At 60.7% G+C, this 20,245-nt stretch carries 20 protein-coding genes and 1 pseudogene; 16 read left to right on the forward strand and 5 right to left on the reverse strand.

Annotation, left to right across the window (positions count from 1 at the left end; genetic code table 11):
• The first annotated feature begins 148 nt into the window (after window positions 1–148).
• The 5 genes from AC1D2O_RS05050 to AC1D2O_RS05070 all read left to right on the forward strand — a co-directional run bounded on the left by AC1D2O_RS05050 (window position 149) and on the right by AC1D2O_RS05070 (window position 5,773).
• Window positions 149–2,767, forward strand: coding sequence for a hypothetical protein (locus AC1D2O_RS05050; RefSeq protein WP_478156369.1), 2,619 nt, complete (start codon window positions 149–151; stop codon window positions 2,765–2,767).
• An 882-nt stretch (window positions 2,768–3,649) separates the two neighbouring features.
• On the forward strand, window positions 3,650–4,060 hold the full coding sequence (locus tag AC1D2O_RS05055; RefSeq protein WP_478156371.1) for a hypothetical protein: 411 nt from the start codon (window positions 3,650–3,652) through the stop codon (window positions 4,058–4,060).
• A 404-nt stretch (window positions 4,061–4,464) separates the two neighbouring features.
• Window positions 4,465–4,815, forward strand: coding sequence for a hypothetical protein (locus AC1D2O_RS05060; protein WP_478156373.1), 351 nt, complete (start codon window positions 4,465–4,467; stop codon window positions 4,813–4,815).
• Window positions 4,816–5,165: 350 nt separating this feature from the next.
• A complete protein-coding gene (locus AC1D2O_RS05065) occupies window positions 5,166–5,618 on the forward strand; it encodes a hypothetical protein (RefSeq protein ID WP_478156375.1) in 453 nt (150 codons plus the stop codon).
• Window positions 5,615–5,773 (forward strand): hypothetical protein, encoded by a 159-nt coding sequence (locus AC1D2O_RS05070; protein WP_478156376.1) that lies wholly within the window; start codon window positions 5,615–5,617, stop codon window positions 5,771–5,773. Before AC1D2O_RS05065 ends, AC1D2O_RS05070 begins: the two co-directional genes overlap by 4 nt.
• Window positions 5,774–6,028: 255 nt before the next feature.
• On the opposite strand, the gene AC1D2O_RS05075 is transcribed toward AC1D2O_RS05070, so the two are convergent.
• Both AC1D2O_RS05075 and AC1D2O_RS05080 read right to left on the reverse strand, forming a co-directional pair.
• Entirely contained in the window at window positions 6,029–6,430 is a 402-nt protein-coding gene (locus AC1D2O_RS05075) for an HNH endonuclease (RefSeq protein WP_478156442.1), read from the reverse strand.
• A gap of 254 nt (window positions 6,431–6,684) precedes the next feature.
• Window positions 6,685–6,981: pseudogene (locus tag AC1D2O_RS05080) on the reverse strand (DUF7669 domain-containing protein); the annotation flags it as partial.
• A gap of 79 nt (window positions 6,982–7,060) precedes the next feature.
• On the opposite strand from AC1D2O_RS05080, the gene AC1D2O_RS05085 reads away from it, so the two are divergent.
• The 4 genes from AC1D2O_RS05085 (at window position 7,061) to AC1D2O_RS05100 (ending at window position 10,465) form a co-directional block, all read left to right on the forward strand.
• Entirely contained in the window at window positions 7,061–7,558 is a 498-nt protein-coding gene (locus tag AC1D2O_RS05085; protein WP_477650647.1) for a hypothetical protein, read from the forward strand.
• Window positions 7,559–7,906: 348 nt separating this feature from the next.
• Window positions 7,907–8,836: a hypothetical protein gene (locus tag AC1D2O_RS05090; RefSeq protein WP_478156378.1), complete on the forward strand. Its 930-nt coding sequence runs from the start codon at window positions 7,907–7,909 to the stop codon at window positions 8,834–8,836.
• A gap of 346 nt (window positions 8,837–9,182) precedes the next feature.
• Window positions 9,183–9,521 carry a hypothetical protein gene (locus AC1D2O_RS05095; protein ID WP_478156380.1) on the forward strand — a complete coding sequence of 113 codons (339 nt, stop codon included), beginning with the start codon at window positions 9,183–9,185 and terminating at the stop codon, window positions 9,519–9,521.
• An 8-nt stretch (window positions 9,522–9,529) separates the two neighbouring features.
• Window positions 9,530–10,465 (forward strand): chymotrypsin family serine protease, encoded by a 936-nt coding sequence (locus tag AC1D2O_RS05100; RefSeq protein ID WP_478156382.1) that lies wholly within the window; start codon window positions 9,530–9,532, stop codon window positions 10,463–10,465.
• Between the two features lie 136 nt (window positions 10,466–10,601).
• Here AC1D2O_RS05100 and AC1D2O_RS05105 read toward each other — a convergent pair whose 3' ends face one another.
• Together AC1D2O_RS05105 and AC1D2O_RS05110 are read right to left on the reverse strand one after the other, a co-directional pair.
• Window positions 10,602–10,964 carry a hypothetical protein gene (locus AC1D2O_RS05105; protein WP_478156384.1) on the reverse strand — a complete coding sequence of 121 codons (363 nt, stop codon included), beginning with the start codon at window positions 10,962–10,964 and terminating at the stop codon, window positions 10,602–10,604.
• Between the two features lie 15 nt (window positions 10,965–10,979).
• On the reverse strand, window positions 10,980–11,888 hold the full coding sequence (locus tag AC1D2O_RS05110) for a hypothetical protein (protein ID WP_478156386.1): 909 nt from the start codon (window positions 11,886–11,888) through the stop codon (window positions 10,980–10,982).
• 400 nt (window positions 11,889–12,288) lie between these two features.
• Between AC1D2O_RS05110 and AC1D2O_RS05115 the strand changes: the two genes are divergently transcribed.
• The 6 genes from AC1D2O_RS05115 to AC1D2O_RS05140 all read left to right on the forward strand — a co-directional run bounded on the left by AC1D2O_RS05115 (window position 12,289) and on the right by AC1D2O_RS05140 (window position 18,311).
• Window positions 12,289–13,125, forward strand: coding sequence for a hypothetical protein (locus tag AC1D2O_RS05115; protein WP_478156387.1), 837 nt, complete (start codon window positions 12,289–12,291; stop codon window positions 13,123–13,125).
• Between the two features lie 10 nt (window positions 13,126–13,135).
• Window positions 13,136–13,555 (forward strand): hypothetical protein, encoded by a 420-nt coding sequence (locus AC1D2O_RS05120; RefSeq protein WP_477650754.1) that lies wholly within the window; start codon window positions 13,136–13,138, stop codon window positions 13,553–13,555.
• A gap of 157 nt (window positions 13,556–13,712) precedes the next feature.
• Window positions 13,713–14,891, forward strand: coding sequence for a T6SS phospholipase effector Tle1-like catalytic domain-containing protein (locus tag AC1D2O_RS05125; RefSeq protein ID WP_478156389.1), 1,179 nt, complete (start codon window positions 13,713–13,715; stop codon window positions 14,889–14,891).
• Between the two features lie 67 nt (window positions 14,892–14,958).
• Window positions 14,959–16,091 (forward strand): IS3 family transposase gene (locus AC1D2O_RS05130; protein ID WP_478156391.1). Its coding sequence is split into 2 segments (ribosomal slippage): window positions 14,959–15,208 and window positions 15,208–16,091, totalling 1,134 coding nucleotides; the frame shifts between segments, so codons are not numbered across the junction.
• 148 nt (window positions 16,092–16,239) lie between these two features.
• Window positions 16,240–17,118: a hypothetical protein gene (locus AC1D2O_RS05135; RefSeq protein ID WP_478156393.1), complete on the forward strand. Its 879-nt coding sequence runs from the start codon at window positions 16,240–16,242 to the stop codon at window positions 17,116–17,118.
• An 83-nt stretch (window positions 17,119–17,201) separates the two neighbouring features.
• Complete coding sequence (locus tag AC1D2O_RS05140; RefSeq protein WP_478156395.1) at window positions 17,202–18,311, forward strand: hypothetical protein; 1,110 nt, start codon at window positions 17,202–17,204, stop codon at window positions 18,309–18,311.
• A gap of 7 nt (window positions 18,312–18,318) precedes the next feature.
• Here AC1D2O_RS05140 and AC1D2O_RS05145 read toward each other — a convergent pair whose 3' ends face one another.
• Complete coding sequence (locus AC1D2O_RS05145; RefSeq protein ID WP_478156397.1) at window positions 18,319–18,696, reverse strand: hypothetical protein; 378 nt, start codon at window positions 18,694–18,696, stop codon at window positions 18,319–18,321.
• A gap of 864 nt (window positions 18,697–19,560) precedes the next feature.
• Between AC1D2O_RS05145 and AC1D2O_RS05150 the strand changes: the two genes are divergently transcribed.
• Window positions 19,561–20,070 (forward strand): hypothetical protein, encoded by a 510-nt coding sequence (locus AC1D2O_RS05150; RefSeq protein ID WP_478156398.1) that lies wholly within the window; start codon window positions 19,561–19,563, stop codon window positions 20,068–20,070.
• The last annotated feature ends 175 nt before the right edge of the window (window positions 20,071–20,245 follow it).

The following is a 20,245-nucleotide window of genomic DNA, read 5'->3' on the forward strand; positions in this document are numbered from 1 at the left end:
AGCGCCTCACGCGTGATGTCGCGGTTCCCTGAGCGAGTCAAAGACTTGCCCTGATCTCATCAAGGGGGAGGAGGCAGCCGGTCGAACGCCGACATTGACTCGTGTCAGCGCGATTAATCTGCGCCTTTCATGCCCTGGAGTTCGGATCATGGGAGATACGCCTGCGGTTAAATCGAATGACTCCGTTGCAGAGGTGAGGGCGAGACGGCATGCGGTCTTCCTCCTGGAGCAGGGCAAGAACGAGGCCGCGATCGCCACCAACGCCCGGTTCTGCGCTCTCGCTCTCTCTGGTGGCGGCATACGCAGTGCAACTTTCTCGCTGGGGGTGATCCAGGCGATCACACTCAGCACCAAATCGACAGTCGCCCCAGGGGTCGCTCCGACATACGCCAACTCGCTACTGTCCTCTATCGACTATCTGTCGACTGTGAGCGGCGGCGGCTACGTCGGTAGCTTTCTCGTCAGCCTGTTCCTCCCAGGTCGGCTCCAGCCGGCCGCGCCCAGCGACGCCGATGCGCACGCGGCCGAGCATGCATTCAAGGTGCTCAGCGTCGAGCCGCCCGGAAGAATCGAGGCGGACCGCCCCGCCGCCGCGGCGGACTGGGTGCGATTCCCATTGGCCTGGCTGCGTGACAACGGCCGGTATCTGACGCCCACTGGCCCGGGGGACTTGGCCTATGACATAGCGCTGGCGATTCGGAACTGGGTCGCAGTGCAGTACGTCATCGGCACGATCTTTGTTCTTGCCTTCGCCGTTCTCTCTGTCCTTCGCGGGCCGCTCTGGCAGCTTGCCTTGACATATGACGTCCGCTGGTTGCCGCAGCCGCCACTCAGCTCACCTCTATCGTTCGAGATGTGGTGGAGCCCGACCGCCTACATACCCATCGCAATCTTCCTTCTGTGGGCCTGCCCGGCCGGGCTTGCGTACTGGTGGGCGGGAAAGCGAGGCGCATTTCTGCCCAGCCTCGCCGCCTGGGGCACGCTTGCGCTGACAGTGATCTTATGGTTCTTGTCGCGCCACGACCCAGTCCCGCAGCGGGCTTCGGTCGCCTTGGCCTTTGCTGGCCTGCTTCTCCTGAGCCTGGTGTTCTACTTCGCGACCTTACTTGTCGCCGCTGTGAGGGGGGAGAGCGCCGCCGTTGCCCAACGCGTGCACCTCACGAGGTGGCTGCGCAACGCACTGGTGCTAGCGGTCGCGCTCACCGTGCTGGCGCTCCTCGAGGCGCTCGGGCAATCCATCTACCTGCTGGTCGTGCGCGGCGGCTCGGTGACGGCGCTTGCCTCTTCGCTGGGGATTGCAGGCGTGCTCACGGCGCTGGTCAAACGTGGCGTGAGCTTCCTGACTGCTCCGAAAGCCAAGGGCCTCGTGTCCCGGATTCCCCTGATGACGCTTGCCGGCGCGGCCGGCGTATTGATCATCCTGTGTGTCGCGCTCCTGTGGAGCGTCGCATTCGCGTGGATTCTTTGGGGCGGACAGATGCCCGATGTCGAGCGCACGACTAGCACCAGCATGACATTCATCGTCGTCTCGGTCTGTGTTCTTGGGTTGGCCCTGCTGACCGGGGTGTTCCCGAGTTTCATCAACCTGTCGAGCTTGCAGACTCTGTACGCCGCGCGCCTGACCCGAGCCTATCTTGGCGCGTCGAATGGGAAACGCGGCGGCGCGTCCAGAGGCGGGAAGGACCAAAGTGCGGCAGAGCCGGTGCAAGGCGACGACGTCGAGATGAAGGACTTCGTCGACCCGAAGAGCGGACTGCCAACTTCGCTCGCCCCGTTCCACCTCATCAACGTCACCCTGAACAGCACAGTCGACCCTGCAGAGCAACTGGTACAACGCGACCGCAAAGGTCTCCCCATGGCGGTCTCGCCGCCGTGCTACTGGATTGGCGGTGACCGGTTTGGCTACCGCGACGCGGCGACCGGCAACATCGATGCGACGCCGTCGGTCGGCAAGTGGATCTCGACGTCCGGCGCAGCCGCTTCGACGGGGCTCGGTAGACAGACATCGCTGGGGCTTTCGCTCCTGCTGGGTGCGGCGAACGTCAGGCTCGGGACGTGGTGGAAGTGTCCGGGCGCCAGCAAGCCGTCAACCACCGCAAGCTGGATGGCTCGCCTGGGCCGATTCTTGTTCCGGACCCAGTCCTACCTAGCCGATGAACTCCAAGCGAGGTTCTTCGGGCTTCGGCGCGACTGGCAATACCTGTCCGACGGGGGTCACTTCGAGAACATCGCTCTCTATGAAATGCTCCGGCCCTCGCGAAACGTCGGCTTCGCCTTTGCAACCGACGCCGGTGCCGACCGCGACTATGAGTTCGGCGACCTGGCTATCCTCATTCGTCTGGTGCGCATCGACTTCGGCATCGAGCTCCAGGTCGACGCTGCCGCTGCATCGGACAAGGTCCTCGGCGAAGTGTTTGGCATGCCGGAGGAGTTCAGGGCGTGGATGTGCTTGCCGCGCACTGCGACGGCCGGGCTCGCGGCGACCTTCTCCAAGCGAGCGGTCCTGCTGAAGGCGAGCTTTCCGAACAAGGCCCCACACTGCTGGATCGTCCTGTTCAAGCCGGCGGTTCCATCGGACGCGGCCGCGGATGTTCTCGAATACGCCCTGGCCGATCCGCACTATCCGCAGCAGACCACCGCGGATCAGTTTTTCGACGAGGCCCAGTGGGAGAGCTACCGAAAGCTCGGCATCGACAACGGCCTCAAGGTGCTGCGCCCCGACATTCTTGCCGCGCTGCGCACCCACACCGGCACAACACTCGTTTGAGGCTCACCCGAAGGGCGAAGCTCCTTCTTCCGCGGTGGGCTGGGCTTCACGACCCCAACTGTCGTGATGCGATCGATGATCTCGCCAGTGCCTGTCAACTTGTGCGCGATCCAAGAGAAGGTGCGCCCCCATTCTCCGAAAGACAAGGGACGACACGCTCATTGCAGGGTGATCTCACGCGCGGGTATTTCCTTGGCCGCTGAGAGATTGGTGCGCGCTGCCGTGGCCATGTGGTCAACCACAAGCGGGTCACCCGCGTGATGAAGACCCAGGGCCCTGGGCATCAAGCCTCGTCGGCGCTTCGATCGCACCACCGACAGCAAGCACGACTCGCCGATCTTCCCGAACCTCTACCGCAACGTGATCCCGACTCAGCCGATCGTCGTGTGGGTCGCGGACTGGCACGAGCCGCAACCTGGCTGCATCCTTCCGAGCACGCTTGAAGCAGCGCGCCGATGCGACGAAACAGGATTTCAATCTTCCCCTCACGCACTACGCCCGGTGGCCCAGGAGCGCCTCGTTGTAGTTGCACTGGGCATCGATACTCCAGCAGGACATCGGGGAACTGTACGTCGCCGATCTCCCTGTCGATGAGCTCGCGCAAGCGCCGCGGCTCACCCTCCTCAGGCAGGGCCGTCACGGCAGGCAGATGCAGCATGCCGTGGACATCGACTTCAAGCGAACCCTGCTCGCAGGCTTCGCCGACGGCGGCGACGCCCGCACTCAGGTTGTGGAGGAGGGGGTCGRCGAGTGCGTCGGCCGTTGCGTGCGCGTCAGCAGAGAGGTTACATTGCAGGCCAAGCTCCCAGWGCATTCTGCATCGAACAGAGAACGGCCTGCTGCGCTGCCYAATCACCTGTCGCCAACTCCAARCGAAAAGCAATGAAAAMACTTCCAACCATCTTCAAGAGCATCTGCGCCSTGGCATTGATTGCGATGACSGCCGGCTGCGCAACTGGCCACCCGGACCGTGACAAGATCGCAATCGCGGCGGGCTTCAAGATCGTTTCACCGACCACTCCTGARCAGACCGCGCTCTACGCCAAACTACCCAAAGACACCGTCACGCCCGTCAAGTACAAGGGAGGCCTCTACTACGTGATGCGCGATTCCTCAAATGGAATGGCGCTGGTCGGCAACTCGGCCCAGTACTCGGTCTACCAGGAAATGCGATATCAACAACGCATGAACAGCGAGGATCTGCGAGAGGCTCAGATCGACGAGATGAATAACGTGGATTGGGGCACGTGGGGCGGTGGCGGCGCGGCCTTTGTCGGCGGTTTCGCCCGTTGAGCGAGCGATCGGCGATCGGCTCTTTCGACAATCGTTAGCTCGATCCCATCGAGCTGCTTCTGGCTGCCGCCGCCGCTAGCGCAATGAACGCAGGGCGGCAACGCAGCCGTTCGCAGGCAAAAGTCGGGGAAAAATTATGCAGTCACAATTATGTTGATTGACCTGCGGAGCCCCCGTCGAAGGCTGCGGGGAAAAGGCGGCAGAGCGGGGAGGGCGGTAGAAGGGTTTCAATCCGGCGGGGGGAGGTGGAGGGTTTTACGCGCTCACTCTGCCCAGGAAAAGCCCGCACGGCATAGGAAGAAAAGGGCGCCGCGGTCTAACGCTGGCCTGCGACAAACTGTCATTGCGTTCGGGGTCGGCATCGCCGGCTCTCGCGCATTTCGTATCGTCGCAGGAGCCTTGCCATGCCCTTCCTCGCGCCTTCGTTCGCCCGCCTGCCACCCCTGGACTACCTGCTCGCCGACCAGGTGGAGCCGCGCAAGAACATCGCCCGCCACCTGGGCGTGAGCCTGCGCACGCTGCAGCGCTACCAGGCCAGCGGCAACGCGCCCCGCGCGGTGTATTTAACTCTCTGGTTCGAGAGCCGCTGGGGCATGGCCGCCTTGCACACGCAGGCCTACAACGAAGCCCAGCATGCCCGCGCCTGGGTCGCCGCCCTGGAGCGCGAGTGCGAGCGGCTGCGCGGCGTCATTCGTGTGTACGAGCGGGCGCAGGGGCAGCCGGCGGCGAATGGGGCGGTTTTTAACTCGGTTTGAGCACGCGGCAATGACAGGACGTGGGCCGCCCCAAGACCGTTGGACGGCTCTGTTCGCCGAATTCGGCTCTGCAGCGAAAGCCGCCCTTCCCCGGTGGCGACGCTTGCGCCCGCAGTCTGGCGCTTTCCTGTCGTTCCCGTCGCGCAACTCACGTAGGCAAGTCAAGAGTCGCGTTAGGGGGACCGGTGCTTTGTGAACTACCGCACGAATCACGGTGGGGGCCTCGCTTCCCCTCCTTGAAGGAGGGTACCGCACGAGTGGCCGAAGCATAAATTCATTGCACGGACCCGACTGGCCCCGGCGTCGTGGGGTCTCGCTCTTCGCGTTCTGCCTCACCTTGAAAGACTCCCATGAAGAACACCGGCTTCAACGATTGCTGGCGCGAGTGCGGGCTTGCCAACCCCAGCTGCAACTGGTCGGCTGAGACCACACAAGGCGTCGTGCTCACGGCGTGGGACCAGCCCGGATCAAACGACCCAAACGTGACGGAGATCATCTGCGAGGGCGGCAAGGACTGGCTTCAGTGCATTCGTGGCGACTGGGTCAACTACCCTAAGGGCAAGAAGTACTTCAAGCATGCCAGCGATGCGATGACTAGCGGCATGCCCGCTCGCCTGATCGTCATCAGTGGACGGCGCTGGCCACGGCCGAGCGAGGTAAAGCGCGCTGTCATCCGACAGCACCAGTACGCCGTGCGCATCACCGAGGTCAACGCTGACGGGTTCATCCGTGGACAACTCATCACCAAGGACGAGTACGACGCCGAGATCAAGCGAAGGATCACACAACAAGGCATCCCATGAACAGATATCACGTCACCCACAAGAAAGAGGCGAGCTGGGGTTGGCACTTCGCCAGGCAGCTCATGGACCTCCTGTTCGGCATCCTGCGCCTGGCCATCGCCTGTGGCATCGTGGGCGGGCTCTGGTGGCTCGCGAAGCACGGCTATTTCAAGTAACGCAAGGAGCTCGCCACAAAGAAACTTTTCATCCCCGCGGCCGATGCCGAGCGCATGCGGTGGGGTAGTAATAAGGTCGACCTGCTTACGGGGCCCACGGCATGGTGTTCACGAGCGGGTGAAGCTCGGCAACCAGGCCTAGGCCCGGCGCCGCAGGCAGCGAGATGCGCTGCGCAGCGAAAGCCGCCCTTCCGGCGGGATACTCAATCAGATCCAGAAAAGGCACATGGCGTGTCTACCGCTCATGACGCCCGTCTAACGGACGCGGACGGCCGACTCGTCGCCTGTGCAACAGCAATGACACGTCTTTTTCATTGAGCCTGGTCCAGCGCAGCCCACACGCACCTTGACTGGTGGTCGGCAAGCGATGCGATGCTCGGTGCGTCCTCTGCGGAGGAGGGAGGTCGAAGTGTCTTTCCCGCTAAAGACCCATGCTCGCTGTTCATCAATTCTTCGCTCACATGTAGAGTCCGGCGCGCCGGATCGATGCGGATGAGATTGGAGGTCGAAGAGCTCGTGGAGATCGGCTCGTAGCAACAGGCCGTTCGAGACGACATTGGTGTGAGCCCCGCGATAGGGGACGATGTGCGCCGCCTCCAGCAGGGGGACGACGGTACATCCGGTGATTGCGCAGGCGTTGCCGTAGCCGCGCAGCAGGGCAGGGCCTCACGAAAAGCAGGCTGGCCTTCGCGCTGAACCACCGAAGCCATGATCCGCCTGCGCGCGTCCGCGGGATCGGTGGGGTCGAGTTCGCCGGCTTCACGCACTTCATTACGAGCGCGTTCGAGTTCGATGTCGTCGGCGCTTGAGATCAACCGCAGCCTCAGGGGCTTGACGCCGGGGTCGTATAACTCCCACACGCCGTGCACGGCAGGGTCATACAGAACGAAGCGAACGCCCCGACCTCTCCCGATGCGGAACAGTTGGTCGTATGGGTTTCCCGTGTCGGTTCGACGCGGGCGGGTGTTGACAGCGTGATGCCCTCGCGAGTTGCTGTTGACGGACATGACCGAGAGGTCCGGGGAGAGGTTTGCCCGCGCGAAGTCGGGGACGCTTGCGACGATGTGTGCGCCGACCTCTCCAGGGCTGACAGGCCCGCCCAGCGCTTTCACCGCATTGAGGACCAACTGCCAGGTTGAGATGTCGCCGTATCGATAGCGACGGTTGCTGCTTTGCTGTTCTCCGTGAGGCGCGGGTTGATCTGGCATGCGGAATCTTCCTCAGTTGGTTGAGAGTCGAGAGGAAAGCAGGATAGCTGCTCTGATTGAGCCGGATACGATCCATGGCATGTCCCTTCCCAATTCAGACTTATACGCGCGGTCTGCCGCCGCCTTTCAGCAAGCCTCCCGCGTTGATCGAGCCCTTTTGATGAAGGATGCGCCCCAGAGCATCCACTTTTCGCGTCCGTTTGCTGGATGGATGGGCGACAGCTATCGAGGGGAGACGCTGATCGTGGCGAAGAATCCAGGCGGCATCCCGAGGAAAGCGCTCGCCGTACACGACGCCTTGGACCACGAACTTGATCTATTCGTCAGTAGCGCAGATCCTGCCGATTCAATGCGGCGTGTCGCGTCGTTCTACGCCGACCAGGATGAAGAAGTTGGAATGAACTACCTCCTCGAGGAGGTGTTGACGGCCTTGGATGAAAAGCGAGCCGATGTTGCCTTCGCGAACATCTGTCCCTTTCGAGGAACGTCTCGGAACGCAATGCGCGCGAACACGATAAGCCTCAAGTGTGTTCTCGCGCCGTTGCTGAACTCGCTTAGGCCGGACACTGTGGTCTAACAAGACTGTGGGCAATGACGCCACCTCGCTGACGAGCCAGCGCCGGAAAGATGCCAGGTGTTTCTGGCAGCAGGAGGCACCTCTTCAAGCATCCACTCGCGCAAGCACTCGAGTTGGAGGCAGACGGAATCGTCGAGCGCAATGCCGATAGTCGCTCGAAGCGATTTCCGTCGACGCGGGTCGTCGACCGGCTCGGTGTCAACGAAACCGGCAACAGCCCAATGCAGCTCATCAATACTGGTGATCCCGGCGTTGGCAGCGTGTGCTACCGTGCGCTGCACCCGGTCCCCATCATTCAGTCGGGCCAAGAACAACCCAGAAGACCGGAGCTGACGCAGGAGAAGCAACATGGGAACGTCGATTGTGCGGCCTCTACTGTTGATCTTGGGAATCTGTGCATCCAGTCCCGGGCTGACGCAGGTTGCGGCCAAGTACGCGCCGATCCCCGCTGGATTCGATTTCCCCGCCAGCAGCGACACCATATTGGCAGCACTTAACTCCGGCAACGAAAGCGCGCTGCGACTGCATGCATGGATGGTCTTTGCCGGGCTCACCCAACCAGCGAGGCCGCAAGACCCAACGTCCGAGGCGGTGTGGGAAACGTGGTACTCGGGACCGGAGGTGTTCGGTGCAGGGCCGTCTCCACAAGGTGTCAGATCGCTACAGCGGCGCTTCTCTGTGCCACGGCAGTTCTTGCCGGCAGGAGGCGGCGCTGCACCCCAGGCCATCGGTGAGTCCAACCTTGCGTTCACGCTCTTCAACGAGGAACTACGCGATCACACACGCACAAACAAGCTAAACATGGCATCCACACTAGATGCCCTTAATTCAGCCTGGCCAGCGAATACGCCGATCAACGACCGTCGAATCAAGGACTATCCTCCCAAAGCGATGTCGTTGAAGATCGTCTGGAAGCTTGTCAAGAAGACTGGATTCACGGCATTGCCGATGTGGGACGAACAAGCGCCAGTTGACGTTGCTCCTAGCCAACCGGAGAGCACATGGGCTCGGGTAGTGGCCATTGATCCGAAACGGAAGAGCATTCCTGCCGGGGAAAAGCGAGATATCTTTTCGTCAGGCAAGCAGTTCAAGGGCTCACGCGTGGTTCCATTGAGTGCGTTCTACCATTTTCAACTCACCCAGGATCAAGCGACGCAGGTCAACCAGACCGGGAGCCGCAGGCGGCGCCCAGAAGGGCGACTTCATGGCGGTCGTGGCGATGCACTACACCACCAAGGAAATCCCGAATTGGGTGTGGGCCACCTTTTGGTGGCATGACAGCCCAAACGCCGGGAAGTTCGCCACGGAACGTCCCGCGGTATTGAAGGGAGTCTGGCGCAACTACCTCATGAACGCGTCGTACGACATGGACAAGCCCGTCGAGACGAACGGGACGCCGCGTGTTGTGTTCAATCCTTACTTGGAGGCTCGATTTCTAAACGGCGTCAATTCGAACTGCATGACATGCCATAGACGGGCCGTCTGGGCCAAAGACAATCCTCAGCCGGCGTTTCTACCAATCACTCGAGGTGCGCCGAAGCCCGACGACCCCGCATTCATTGACGCGACGTCCGTCGACTTTTTGTGGTCACTGCTATTTGAGCGCAACAACTAAGGAGGCGTCGTGAAACGATTCGACCGGGTGAAGCAGATTCTGGACGAGGCGATCGGTGACGCCGCAATTGGCGCACACGGCGCGTTCTGGCGACCGCTGGACCTGCCTGCATTCAAGGCAAAGAAGGTATATGGCAAGCAACTCGTTGTCGCTGGAGATGTTGGCAAGTCAAACCTCATCCTCGCGCTCAGAGGAGAGTCCCCCTTCGGGGCAGACATCGGCGTGGCTGGGGCGACATATCCGCGCATGCCGGCAAGGATGCCGCCGGTACCCAACGGTAAGATCGACTTCATCGCGCAGTGGGTCGCAGACGGGTGCCCTGATGATGAAGCGCAGGCGGGACCCTGACAACGCATATGGATCATCAGTCCAGGTGGGCTATCAAGCTCAAAAAGGCTCTGCGAGATGGACAAAGCCGGCCGGGCGTGGTCGGAGTCGACTACGGCTTTGTATACAAGGCGGGAGAGCGATTGAAGACGCTGGGCATTCGCTTTCATGTGAACGAAAAGCTTCCGGTCTCCGCTCTTCCTCCCGAGCACGTGCTCCCCAAGAAAATCGACGCTGTGCGCTGTGACGTCGTACGGGCCCGGTACGGCCTTGCTGCCTCCCCGAGAGCAGTGTGCGACCCTGTTCAGATCGGCGTGAGTTTGGGGAACATCGAGCACACCAGCACAGGCACGCTCGGGTTGATCGCGCGGGACAACCACACCTCCGGCATCGCACTGGTTAGCAATTGGCACGTGCTGTGCGGCTCCACGAGTGCGAAGGTCGGGGACAGAATTTCACAGCCCGGCCCGCTACATCTGGGGTCACAGCCACCGCGAATCGCCGGTAGGCTCGAGCGCTGGCTCGATCTCAACGTCGGCATTGACGCAGCTATTGCTCTGATTCACAACCGAGTTCATTGGAAGGATGAAGTGTTCGGCCCGCCGATGAGCATCGCCGGTACGCAAGCGGCCACGATTGGAATGCATCTAGTGAAGTACGGCGCGGTTTCCGGCCTGACCCATGGGTACGTTGACGGCATTGCTGGGTCGTACCGGTTGGACTATTCTACCTACGGCGATACCACCAGATGGATGGACGGCATCCGACTTGTCGAAGATCCTGATCACCCCGAGGCAGAAATCAGTTTGGCTGGCGATTCGGGCGCACTTTGGTTCGACGCTGCATCGGGCCATGCTGTCGCGCTTCATTTCGCTGGCGAAGACGGACTGGGCCCTACATCGGAATACGCTCTTGCTTACCCTATCGCCAGGGTGATGGACCTTCTCGACGTCAGTCTTCCGTAGACTCAATAGATCTACAGGCGTCGAATGGCAAGTCCGCGGGAAAGCGCGGAACTCGCGAACGCGATCGAGCCGCCCACGCCATGTTCGACATCTCATCGCTCAGGGATCGATCGTTGTTCAGAGCGTTCGGTCTCGTTCAATCGGTTGGGGTCACCCGCGGCGGCCAAGGGCCGAGAATGCTCATTGTCAAGTCCAGATTCTCATGGACGCTAGTCAGTGCTTTCTGAAGTCGCTCATCGTCGAGCGGCGCCCGCAGATCCTTGCAGGATGCTTCTAGGCCTGCCCATGTCTGATCGAAATCCGACTGCGTGTCACCATTGAGCGGTGTACTTTTCGTGATGAGTTCCCAGGTCATCTGGCTCGCGAGGGCAAGTTCCTGCCGCAGAGATAGAGCCTGCTGGATCGCCAAGGACGAAGAGGCCCCCGCGACTCGCCCGTCCAGCGCGGCGCTTGCCGCCTCGATCGTGGATGCTAGTTTCAGGTAGGCATTCAGTTCCATCAGACCCTCGCACGACTATTTGATCTGACCGACAAAGTCCGTCGCACGTTTCAGCGTAACGGATGGAAGCGTCGTCTCGCTGACGCCGCAGAAGATTCCGACAAGCAACGCGAAGGCCCACTCGGTGCCGACCTTGGTAATTTCAACTTCCCCGAGCTTTATTGAGATGGCTCCCACGTGAAAGAGAAGTCCTATCACGGTGGTCATTACGCCCGCGTAAAGAAGTCGGATTGTAGGTCGCAGTCGATCGCTATCCGTGTTCGTCAGATCGCCCAGCGCGATGACCGTGGTGCGAATCGCGTACGACAGCCATACTCCGATGAAACAGCCTAGCCAGAGCAGCATGAAGTTGGCCCACAAGATCTTGTCAATCATATGGGCCTTCAGCCATGCATCTACTCCAGGCAACGAGGTATGGGCGAAGATCACATGAATGATCAGGAACGGAATGCTCAAACGCACCGCGGCCCATCCGAGGACCTGCAGATGGCCGTTCTTGACCTTGCCACCCTCGTCGTCAACCAGATCCTGGGTCAGGTCGTCGAGTCCCATCTTCGCGACCTCTGGAGATGCTGTAGCGCCCTCCAATCCGAGTTGTGCTAGCAGGAACAACCGCACGTAGTAGCGCCTGAATTTCGGACCTGGGTTGGTTTCATCTTGGGCGTACAGCCTTCGAACGATGCTGAGTACCTTGGTGAGTTGGGTATAGAGGTCTATCTGGTCCTTGGACGGTGGCTGTTGCCCGTTGGAATCGATGCCGAAATAGATGTCCATCGCCTTCTGATCGGAAGGGTCGGGGTAGACGGTAGGGCCAAAACCCGTCGGCGAACTCGAATCACGCGGAGGGTTGGGATCGGGGGGCGGATTGAGGATTGTGCCGTCGCCTTTGCTGGTCCAAATGAAGTACGAACCTTTGTTCGGCATGCTATGCCCCTCCTCGGCTTAGCTGAAGCATTACGTGAATGCCGGTGGGAGTCAATCCTCTTAACGGAGGAGGACCGGTCTAACTGAGGTGATGACCTCTTCTTACCGGGCCGCCATGCACCGAACGTCCGGGCGTAGAACTCTCGCTTGATGTTGGTTAGAGCCGCGGCTCATGGCACGTTGGTGCCGTTGAGCCTAGCCAGCCACGCTGCCCGTTCGAGCAACAGGGCCGTTGTGATGACGTCGCACTCCATTTCCTGAACCAAGGCTTGAGCGATGTGATCCTGTCCATCCTCAAATTCGATGATGGCGCGTTCGAACGGGGCGCCTAGGATCACTGCGAGCTACGTCGGCTGCCTTTCTCAATGTAATCTTTCAAAGTACAAAGAGGACTCTTCCAATGCGACTCTTCTCGCGTCTTATCTTGAGCAGTGCACTGGCCTTGCCCCTCCTGCTGAACCAAGGGTGCGTCAACCTAGAGGCAGTGAGGGAATTCGGAAAGACCTCGGCTGAACTGTCAAGCTACCCCGACGCGGGAAAGGCATTCACAGAAAGCGCCCGGACCATCCAGCCGTACCTGACCAACCCTCCCCTTGAAAGCGAAAAGCCCGAGGCACGGGATGCGCAAGTCAATGCCGCATCTAAGGTGCAGGCGACACTCGCCGCATACTTCGCCACGTTGGCGAAGTTGTCCGGCGAGAACGCATTTACCTTGGACAAGGAACTCGACGCCATCTCAAAGGGCCTAGATGCTCTCCCCGCTGGTTCGATTGATCAGCCAACCGCAGATGCAGCAATAGGTCTGATCAAGGTCCTTCAAAAATACGTCCTCGCTGGTGTTCAGGCGAAGGCGGTGCGCGAACTCGTCGAAGAAGGCGGGCCGCGAGCAATGCGAATTCTCGACCGGCTCGACGAGTTGGCCGGGATTTGGCTTTCTATGGTGGAGAACGACCAGAAGAATGTCGCAGGGACGCTGGAGACCTTAGCTTTGGCGAAAGATGTACCTCCCCTTACCCGTCTCCTTGCCAAAGATCGAATGCTCCAATTGCAACTCAGCTATCAGACCTCCATAGATCGGATCAAGGTAGTGCGAGCTGGGTTGCAGAGGATTAAGACGGCGCACGAGGTCATGGCTGCTAACCTGGACAATCTAAGCAACGATCAGCTACAGGCGATCTTGAAGCAAGCCGCGGCTGACATCAAAGTCGTCAAGAAGAATCTGGATGCACTGCGCTGAGGAGAATGCAATGGCTACGACATTGACATCAAGCCCCATCCTGCAAGACGTTGAGGCCGTGAAACGAGTGGCGCTTCTTTTCAGCGATCTGGCCGGCGCCTACAACGAACGGCTGAAAGCAGAGGCGCCCAATCTCCTCCAGTCGGAGGTCTACGCGCGCCTCCAAGAAGAACAGCGGCTTCGCTCTCTCAGCAATCAACTCTATTTCGAAGCCGCCAAGCGAATTCTCGCAGACGCCCTCGACGACCAGCAGAAGCTCGAACAGAACATCACAAAGGCCGAGCACACATTGAAGACCATCCAGAGCTGGCAAAAGGTCCTCGATCTTGTTGCAGATGTCATTGTGCTTGCAGGGTCGCTGGTCGCAGGAAAGCCTGGCCCTATCATCGCAGCCCTCACTGAAGTTCGCGAAGACATCAAAGGCACGTAGTTCGGCCACTTCGGAAATCACCAACGGAAGTTTCTATGTGTTGACCGAACTGATTGGTAGGGAGCCGACGGAACCGAATGCATTCCGACTCTCCGTCGTCGCTTGGCGCTCATCACCGCGTAGCGCGACATCGATAGAACCCTGAGGAGGTGTGGAGATGGACGAGCAACTCGATCCCGTCGACGGCAACCTGCGAGGCGCGCGCAACCTCGTGGTGTGCTGCGACGGCACCAACAACACTTTGACCGGCGGCTTCGAAGATACCAATGTGCTGCGGCTCTACGGCTATCTCCGCAAGCATGTGGATCCGGACACCTCGACGCTCTACTACGACCCCGGTGTTGGGTCGCCCGACAGTGCTCCGCCCACCGGACTCGTTGATTTGGTCAAGCGTCGATGGCAGCGCGTTGCCGGTCTGGCGTCCGGCGGCGGCGTGTACGAGAACATTGGCGAGGCGTATGCCTTTCTGATGCGCGAGTGGGAACCAGGCGCGCGGATCTTCTGCTTCGGCTTCTCGCGGGGTGCATTCACGGCTCGTGCCGTCGTGGGCATGGTGAATCTCTTCGGTGTGCTGCGTCCCGAGCATGAGGCGATGATCCCCACGCTGGTTCGCATCTATTTCTCGCAGCCAGCGTTCTCAGAGCAAGTGCATGGGCGGAAGAACTGGCGCCGCGCGGCAGCAACGTGGCTGCATGTCGGGTTGGCCAGGCCGGGGAAGGCTCAGGGCGATGGCGTGCACGGTTCCGAAGAAGTTGCTTCGAAGGTCACGCGCAAGGATCTGGCCCTGCAGGTCAAGGACAACTTCGCGCGGGAGGCTCAAATCTATTGGGTTGGCGTGTGGGACACCGTGGAATCGGTAGGACTGCCACTGTTCGGTTCGCTCGACAATCCGTCGACGGCCACGTTTCACGACAAGCCCAACATTCGCAACGTGCGCCACGCCCTGGCACTCGACGAGCATCGGTGGCCGTTCCTTCCGCGCCTGTACGACTCACCGAGCGAAGTGACGACGGCCGATGGCCGTACCCTCAAGCAACTGTGGTTTCCAGGCGTGCACTGCGACATAGGTGGCAGCTATCCTGGTGCCCAGAGTGACAGCGCCGCATATCCGGACCAGCGGACCGGTCTGTGCGACGCGACGCTGCAGTGGATGGTGAACGAAGTCGCAAAGGAACTTGAAATTCCCGAGCTCGACTCCTCATCCGGGCCCGGACTTCCCGACTCCGACGAGTTCGGTACGCCTGCGCGATACACCTTTCCCGGGCAGCTTCCGTTGCGCCACGATCCATTGCACGACACGCCACTGTGGGCCCTAGAGCCGGCCGCGCGAATCTGAACACGGCCTAAAGTGGAACGGCTGCTCCGATGGGCGAGGATAGAGCCCGGCATGACAGGAGCGGAAGATGAGCAAGAGACCCCGCCGCAACCACTCAGCGGCCTTCAAGGCCAAGGTGGCGATTGAGGCCTTGGCCGATGGCAAGACGATTGCCGAGATCGCACAGAAGCACGACGTCCACCCCAACCAGGTGACGGAGTGGCGCAGACAACTGCTGGAACGCGCCGCAGGCGTGTTCGGCGGTGCGACGGCGACCGAGGCGCCGGCGATAGACCTCAAGGCATTGCACGCCAAGATTGGGCAGCTGACGCTGGAGAACGATTTTTTAGAGGGTGCGCTCACCAAGGCGGGATTGCTGAGCGCAAAGCGATGATCGACCGTGATGCCGAACTGCCGATCAAGCGCCAAGCCCTGTTGCTGGGCATCAGTCGAGGCTCGGTCTACTACCACCCCGAGCCGATTGCCGACAGCGAGCTGACGTTGATGCGTCGCATTGACGAGTTGCACCTGGAGCATCCGTTCGCGGGCAGCCGCATGCTGCGGGACTTGCTGAGGTTGCTGGGCATCGAAGTCGGACGGCGGCACGTACGCACGCTGATGTGGCGCATGGGCATCCAGGCGCTGTACCGCAAGCCCAACACGAGCAAGCGCCACCCAGCGCATCCGGTGTTCCCGTACGCGTTGCGCGGGCTGGCCATCGAGCGGGCCAACCAGGTCTGGGCGCTGGACATCACCTACGTCCCGATGGCGCGCGGCTGGGTGTACCTGGTGGCGGTGCTGGACTGGCGAAGCCGCAGGGTGCTGGCGCATCGAGTGTCGATCACGATGGAGGCGGACTTCTGCGTGGAGGCCTTGCGCGAGGCGACGGCGCGTTGGGGTGCGCCGGAGATCGTGAACACGGATCAAGGCAGCCAGTTCAGCAGCGCCGAGTTCATCGCGGAGGTGCAGCGCATCGGTGCACACCAAAGCATGGACGGCAGAGGCTGCTGGCGCGACAACGTCTTCGTCGAGCGGCTGTGGCGCAGCGTGAAGTACGAAGACGTCTACCTGAAGGGCTACGACGGCGTCAGCGCCGCACGGCTTCACCTGGCCGCCTACTTCGATTTCTACAACGCCCGCCGCCCGCATCAGTCGCACGACGGGCGCACGCCAGACATGGTCTACTTCGCCACGCTGCCCACAATGAAGGAGGCTGCCTGATGGGTTGAACCATGAGTACATGGCTCAACCGGGGCGCCTCCGGCGGCCTGGCAGGGGCCTGAAGATTGAAAGAATCAAACCCGCAGCCGATCCACTTATCTCAGGTCAAAGCGTGTTCAGACGAGCGGAGCCGGCTCTCCTCGCTGGCATGACAGTGCGCCGCATGCAAGACGAAAGGATCATCACCAACGGTGAAGCGAAGGCTGGTGTGAAGAAGGGCATCGTGGTCGATGTGAAGGCGCCTAGCCCGAACTACCTGGCGGGCCCCAGCGTGTGGGATGAACGCCGCAAGCTGTGGCCGTTGGTGATGGCCGTGGTGTTTGCCGTGCTGTTCTCGATGCTTTCCGGGTGGAACCTCGGCCCCGCGGAAGACCCCGTCATCCACGGCAACGCTGCTGGCTGCAGCTTTGCCATGCAGCAGTTGGCCACCATTTCTCCGTGGACCATAGACGTCACGGCCATCCGTCCGGACTGCGAGCCCGCCCTCCCCGGTGGCCTCCGAAATCCGAAGGTCTGGACCGACTACTCGAAGTTCTCTCCGGGATGGGCGATGGTTGCTGACCTGCTCTTCGTCGCCTGTGCCGGATATATCATTGCGCGCCTAGCCTCGCGCGTCTTCACGTGGGCAGTTGGATGGAGACGGCCCGGGCAGTCGAGACCGGCCTGGTTGCTGGCCATGGGGTGGCTGCCGGCAATCGCAGTGGGCGGCGATGTGCTCGAGGACCTGGCGACGCTGCTGTTCATGGCCTTGCAGGCCATGTCGCTTCCAGCCTTGGCGCAGTTGACCCTTTACCTTGTAGGCATCTCGTCGTTGGCCAAGGTGGCGGGCTATGCGTTGTGCCTGTTGGTGTTCGGAGGTGGACGGATGCTGCTGGCTGTATGGCCAACGAAGGCAGTTGGAAAGGTGGGGCGAACGCCTGCTCAACTCCGTGTGCTCTCCCCTGAGTCATCCGGGTCGGGCAAAGTTAGCGCCCGAGGAGCGACGCCAGAGATACGCGCTCGTGCACAGCCGCTCACGTCGCAATAACAACGCTGCGCGACGTTCCGTCAGTATGATGTTCTGGCGGTCAATGTTTTGATGAGGTGCACTCAAAATTAGGAGGAAGGTCTATGGCGAACACTGAACAATCCCAGACCATGACCGTACCAAGGGAGCCTCACACCGAATCGACCGCCCCAGTCGAGACGCCGACCGCAAAGCACTGGTACACGGAGCCTGTAACAGCTGCACTTGTCGCGGGCGCTGTTGGTCTAGTCGGCACTGCAGTCAACGCATTTTTCAGCATCCAGCTCGAACGTCAGAAGCAGGAGGGGTCAATGATCTTAGAGGCGATCAAAACCGGCGATCAGCAAGCCGCAGCAAGGAATCTGCTATTTTTGTCGCAAGCCGCGCTTGTAAAGCTATCCGATGTACAGGCAGCAGCGCTTGCATCGGCTGCCGGAAATTCGACTCTTCCAGTTCTTCCTCGCCCCGGCGCGCCGATACCGGCCAATGTCGAGTTCAAACCATCGCCGTCGTTGACCACTACCCGCGAGACGCTGCTCGCAAACGCCCTAAGTTCGTTTGAGGGCTATGCGCGAGGAATCGGTTTGCCGGTGACCGCTGAGAAAATCAAGATCACCATCGCAACTGGCGCGGACGCGAGCTCTGCTGGCGCGCCAGGTTGGCTGTCTCGTTACAACGACGCCGATAAGACGATCGTCACTGCGAGCGATTTTGCGGATGATCCGAGCGTCGTTTTAAGGGAATACACTTGGCATAGTTTGTGGGACGCAGTTCGCCAAAAGCAATTCGTAAAGCGATCCGCCCGCTTTGCAACGATCGGCTCGGGGCTCGCAGCCTATTTTCCGTGTAGCTTTTCGAATCGACGGGAGATCGGCAGTAAGGCCGCGGCAATGGCTAGTGGAAATCACAAGAGCCTTTTCGACATGGCGGACCCGCGCCCAGTTGGAGACATCAAACTCGATAACGAGGTTTCCATTCAAATGGACGGAGGCTCCATTTGGGGCAGTCTTTTCTGGGAGATTCGCGAGTTGCTGGGCAAGGAGGTTTCCGACCGACTTTTAGTGATGGCATGGAGCAATGTGGCCGAGCCAGCGAATGAACAGCAAACCTATGAGGTTTTCTTCAAGAGTGTGCTGGACGCCGATCAATCAATCGAGGCCGGCAAGCACTCGGATCAGATAAAGAAAATATTCGGTCAGCGCGGCGTTCGATAAACTGGGATCACGGCGTGTCCAGAATTCGACTGGAATGCTCATGTTCGTCATCATCGGTTGGCATTCGCGCCGAACGGCTAGGCTGGAAGCGTATGACCGCGGTCCAGCGAACGCTCTGGTGGGCGGCATACAACGCCGCGAAGATGGCCAAAATGGAAGCGCGGAGACCCTCATCCGCCAAGAAAGCAGCATCGAAGCTTGCTGAAACCGCGCAAGTCTGAGGCGGAAATAGAAAGGGGTCACCCTCCTTGGCCTCATCGAACGCCACGAGCCGGGTGTCCCCCTGGTACCGCGCGGGCACCGAAACGCCAAGAATAGTTCGCACTTCCAGGTTTTCAAGGCCGTTGGCGGTAAGTTCACGAATCGTTTCAACTGCGGCCTCCACAATTTTGGGCTTCTCGCGCTAGATCTTTCCGGCTATGGTCTCTCGAGTTCGAGGGATCGACTGGAGGTTGCAAATGCATCTGAACCGTGTGTTGGCGATCTTATTGCTGGCGGCTGGCCTGCTTGGAATTTCCGGCTGCTCAAAGGAGGGCGGATCAACCGCACCATCGCCGAGTCTCCCAAGTGGCGGTCCAAAAAACCAATCTCCATCCATGCCCGGTACCGCTGGGGATCCGCCTTCAGGCTCGCTTGTTGGAGCCGGCGGCTCAATTCCTGATCCCGGCCCACCACCGTCAGCGCCGGCGAGCAAGATGGATGTCATGCGACCTGGTGCGCATGAACCTGGGGGCGAACGATTCCGGCCGGACACCTCCAAGGTCGTAACCAAGCCATCGGCTCCCGCGCAAAACATCGGTCCCGACCGGGCCCGCGTAGCGCATCCCCAAAATTGATCTTCCCCAAGGAAGTTCTTTCCGGATATGGTCTGCCGGGTTCCAGGACCGAATTGGAGATCTGCGATGAACCTGAATCGTGTGGCTGCGGTTGTGTTCTTGGCCTTTGGCTTGGCTGGAGTTGCGGCGGCGCAGACGAGCACGACCCAGCCGAATCCGCCAGCGCTGTCTTCAGGCGGCCTCCTGGGCAACCCTGCCCTCACTTCTCCGGCCGCGCCTTCTATCCTGCCGCCCAGACCTCCTTTGCGCCCAGACCCAATTCCCGCTCCTGGCCTTCCGCCCCCGGCACCGGTAGACGCCCTTCAGCCCGCGCCGCCGAATATCCTTCGACCTGAGGGCAGCCGACTCCAGCAGGAATCGACCCAGGGGGAAATCACGCGCTCCTTGGGCTCGCAGAAGCAGTAGGTCCGCTCATGCCCCAGCAGCTGCTGATCTTTGCGGCCTGGACAGGCCTGTGGCCCCTCTTTTTCACGGCAATTGTCACTGCTCTCGTGCTGGCGTTCCTGTACCAGGGCACCGCCTTGTTCAGAACCCGCTTGATCGTCGCCTTTGCTTTCACGCTCCTGGGGATGGTGGCTGGGTACATGTCCGGGCTCAGCCGGCAGCCTGCGGTGACCGCCGTGGTCCCCGCGGCGCTGTCGCTGATTGCCGGGCTTTCCATCTACATCGTCGGGGCGAAGCGGGCGGACCAGGTGCTCATCGCACTGTGTGTCATTGGTCTCTGCACCAACCTGCTCCTTGGGATCGTCTGGGGCGCTCGAGCGCGCGTAGCCTCAGAAGATCACTACGCCTCCGCGCCGCGTAAGCTGTGGGAGGCCGACGTCGAGGCCTATGTCATTCAACATCGCAGAAAGCTCGGGTTGCAGGACTATCCACCAGCGCCATCAAAACCAAAAACAGACGACAAAGACGAAAAGGATTAACCCTTTGGTTTTTGATTCCCAAGGTGGCAGAAAACCTGGCGCCGAACCAACGCGAGACCCGGAATCACCTGCATCCGGCCGTTACCGACCCACACCTCCTTGAGTGCCGACGGCCGCATGGTACCTAGATGTCGCCTTTTGCGAGAAGTCGACGGCGCTGCAAGGCAGCGGTTGC

It is taken from the genome of Variovorax sp. P1_G12 (assembly GCF_056405555.1).

What these genes read in the sequence shown, in the direction of transcription:
- AC1D2O_RS05050 (WP_478156369.1), top strand. Translation starts at nt 149, where the DNA reads ATGGGAGATACGCCTGCGGTTAAATCGAATGACTCCGTTGCAGAGGTG.
- AC1D2O_RS05060 (WP_478156373.1), top strand. Translation starts at nt 4,465, where the DNA reads ATGCCCTTCCTCGCGCCTTCGTTCGCCCGCCTGCCACCCCTGGACTAC.
- AC1D2O_RS05065 (WP_478156375.1), top strand. Translation starts at nt 5,166, where the DNA reads ATGAAGAACACCGGCTTCAACGATTGCTGGCGCGAGTGCGGGCTTGCC.
- AC1D2O_RS05070 (WP_478156376.1), top strand. Translation starts at nt 5,615, where the DNA reads ATGAACAGATATCACGTCACCCACAAGAAAGAGGCGAGCTGGGGTTGG.
- AC1D2O_RS05085 (WP_477650647.1), top strand. Translation starts at nt 7,061, where the DNA reads ATGTCCCTTCCCAATTCAGACTTATACGCGCGGTCTGCCGCCGCCTTT.
- AC1D2O_RS05090 (WP_478156378.1), top strand. Translation starts at nt 7,907, where the DNA reads ATGGGAACGTCGATTGTGCGGCCTCTACTGTTGATCTTGGGAATCTGT.
- AC1D2O_RS05100 (WP_478156382.1), top strand. Translation starts at nt 9,530, where the DNA reads ATGGATCATCAGTCCAGGTGGGCTATCAAGCTCAAAAAGGCTCTGCGA.
- AC1D2O_RS05105 (WP_478156384.1), bottom strand. Translation starts at nt 10,964, where the DNA reads ATGGAACTGAATGCCTACCTGAAACTAGCATCCACGATCGAGGCGGCA.
- AC1D2O_RS05110 (WP_478156386.1), bottom strand. Translation starts at nt 11,888, where the DNA reads ATGCCGAACAAAGGTTCGTACTTCATTTGGACCAGCAAAGGCGACGGC.
- AC1D2O_RS05115 (WP_478156387.1), top strand. Translation starts at nt 12,289, where the DNA reads ATGCGACTCTTCTCGCGTCTTATCTTGAGCAGTGCACTGGCCTTGCCC.
- AC1D2O_RS05120 (WP_477650754.1), top strand. Translation starts at nt 13,136, where the DNA reads ATGGCTACGACATTGACATCAAGCCCCATCCTGCAAGACGTTGAGGCC.
- AC1D2O_RS05125 (WP_478156389.1), top strand. Translation starts at nt 13,713, where the DNA reads ATGGACGAGCAACTCGATCCCGTCGACGGCAACCTGCGAGGCGCGCGC.
- AC1D2O_RS05135 (WP_478156393.1), top strand. Translation starts at nt 16,240, where the DNA reads ATGACAGTGCGCCGCATGCAAGACGAAAGGATCATCACCAACGGTGAA.
- AC1D2O_RS05140 (WP_478156395.1), top strand. Translation starts at nt 17,202, where the DNA reads ATGGCGAACACTGAACAATCCCAGACCATGACCGTACCAAGGGAGCCT.
- AC1D2O_RS05150 (WP_478156398.1), top strand. Translation starts at nt 19,561, where the DNA reads ATGCCCCAGCAGCTGCTGATCTTTGCGGCCTGGACAGGCCTGTGGCCC.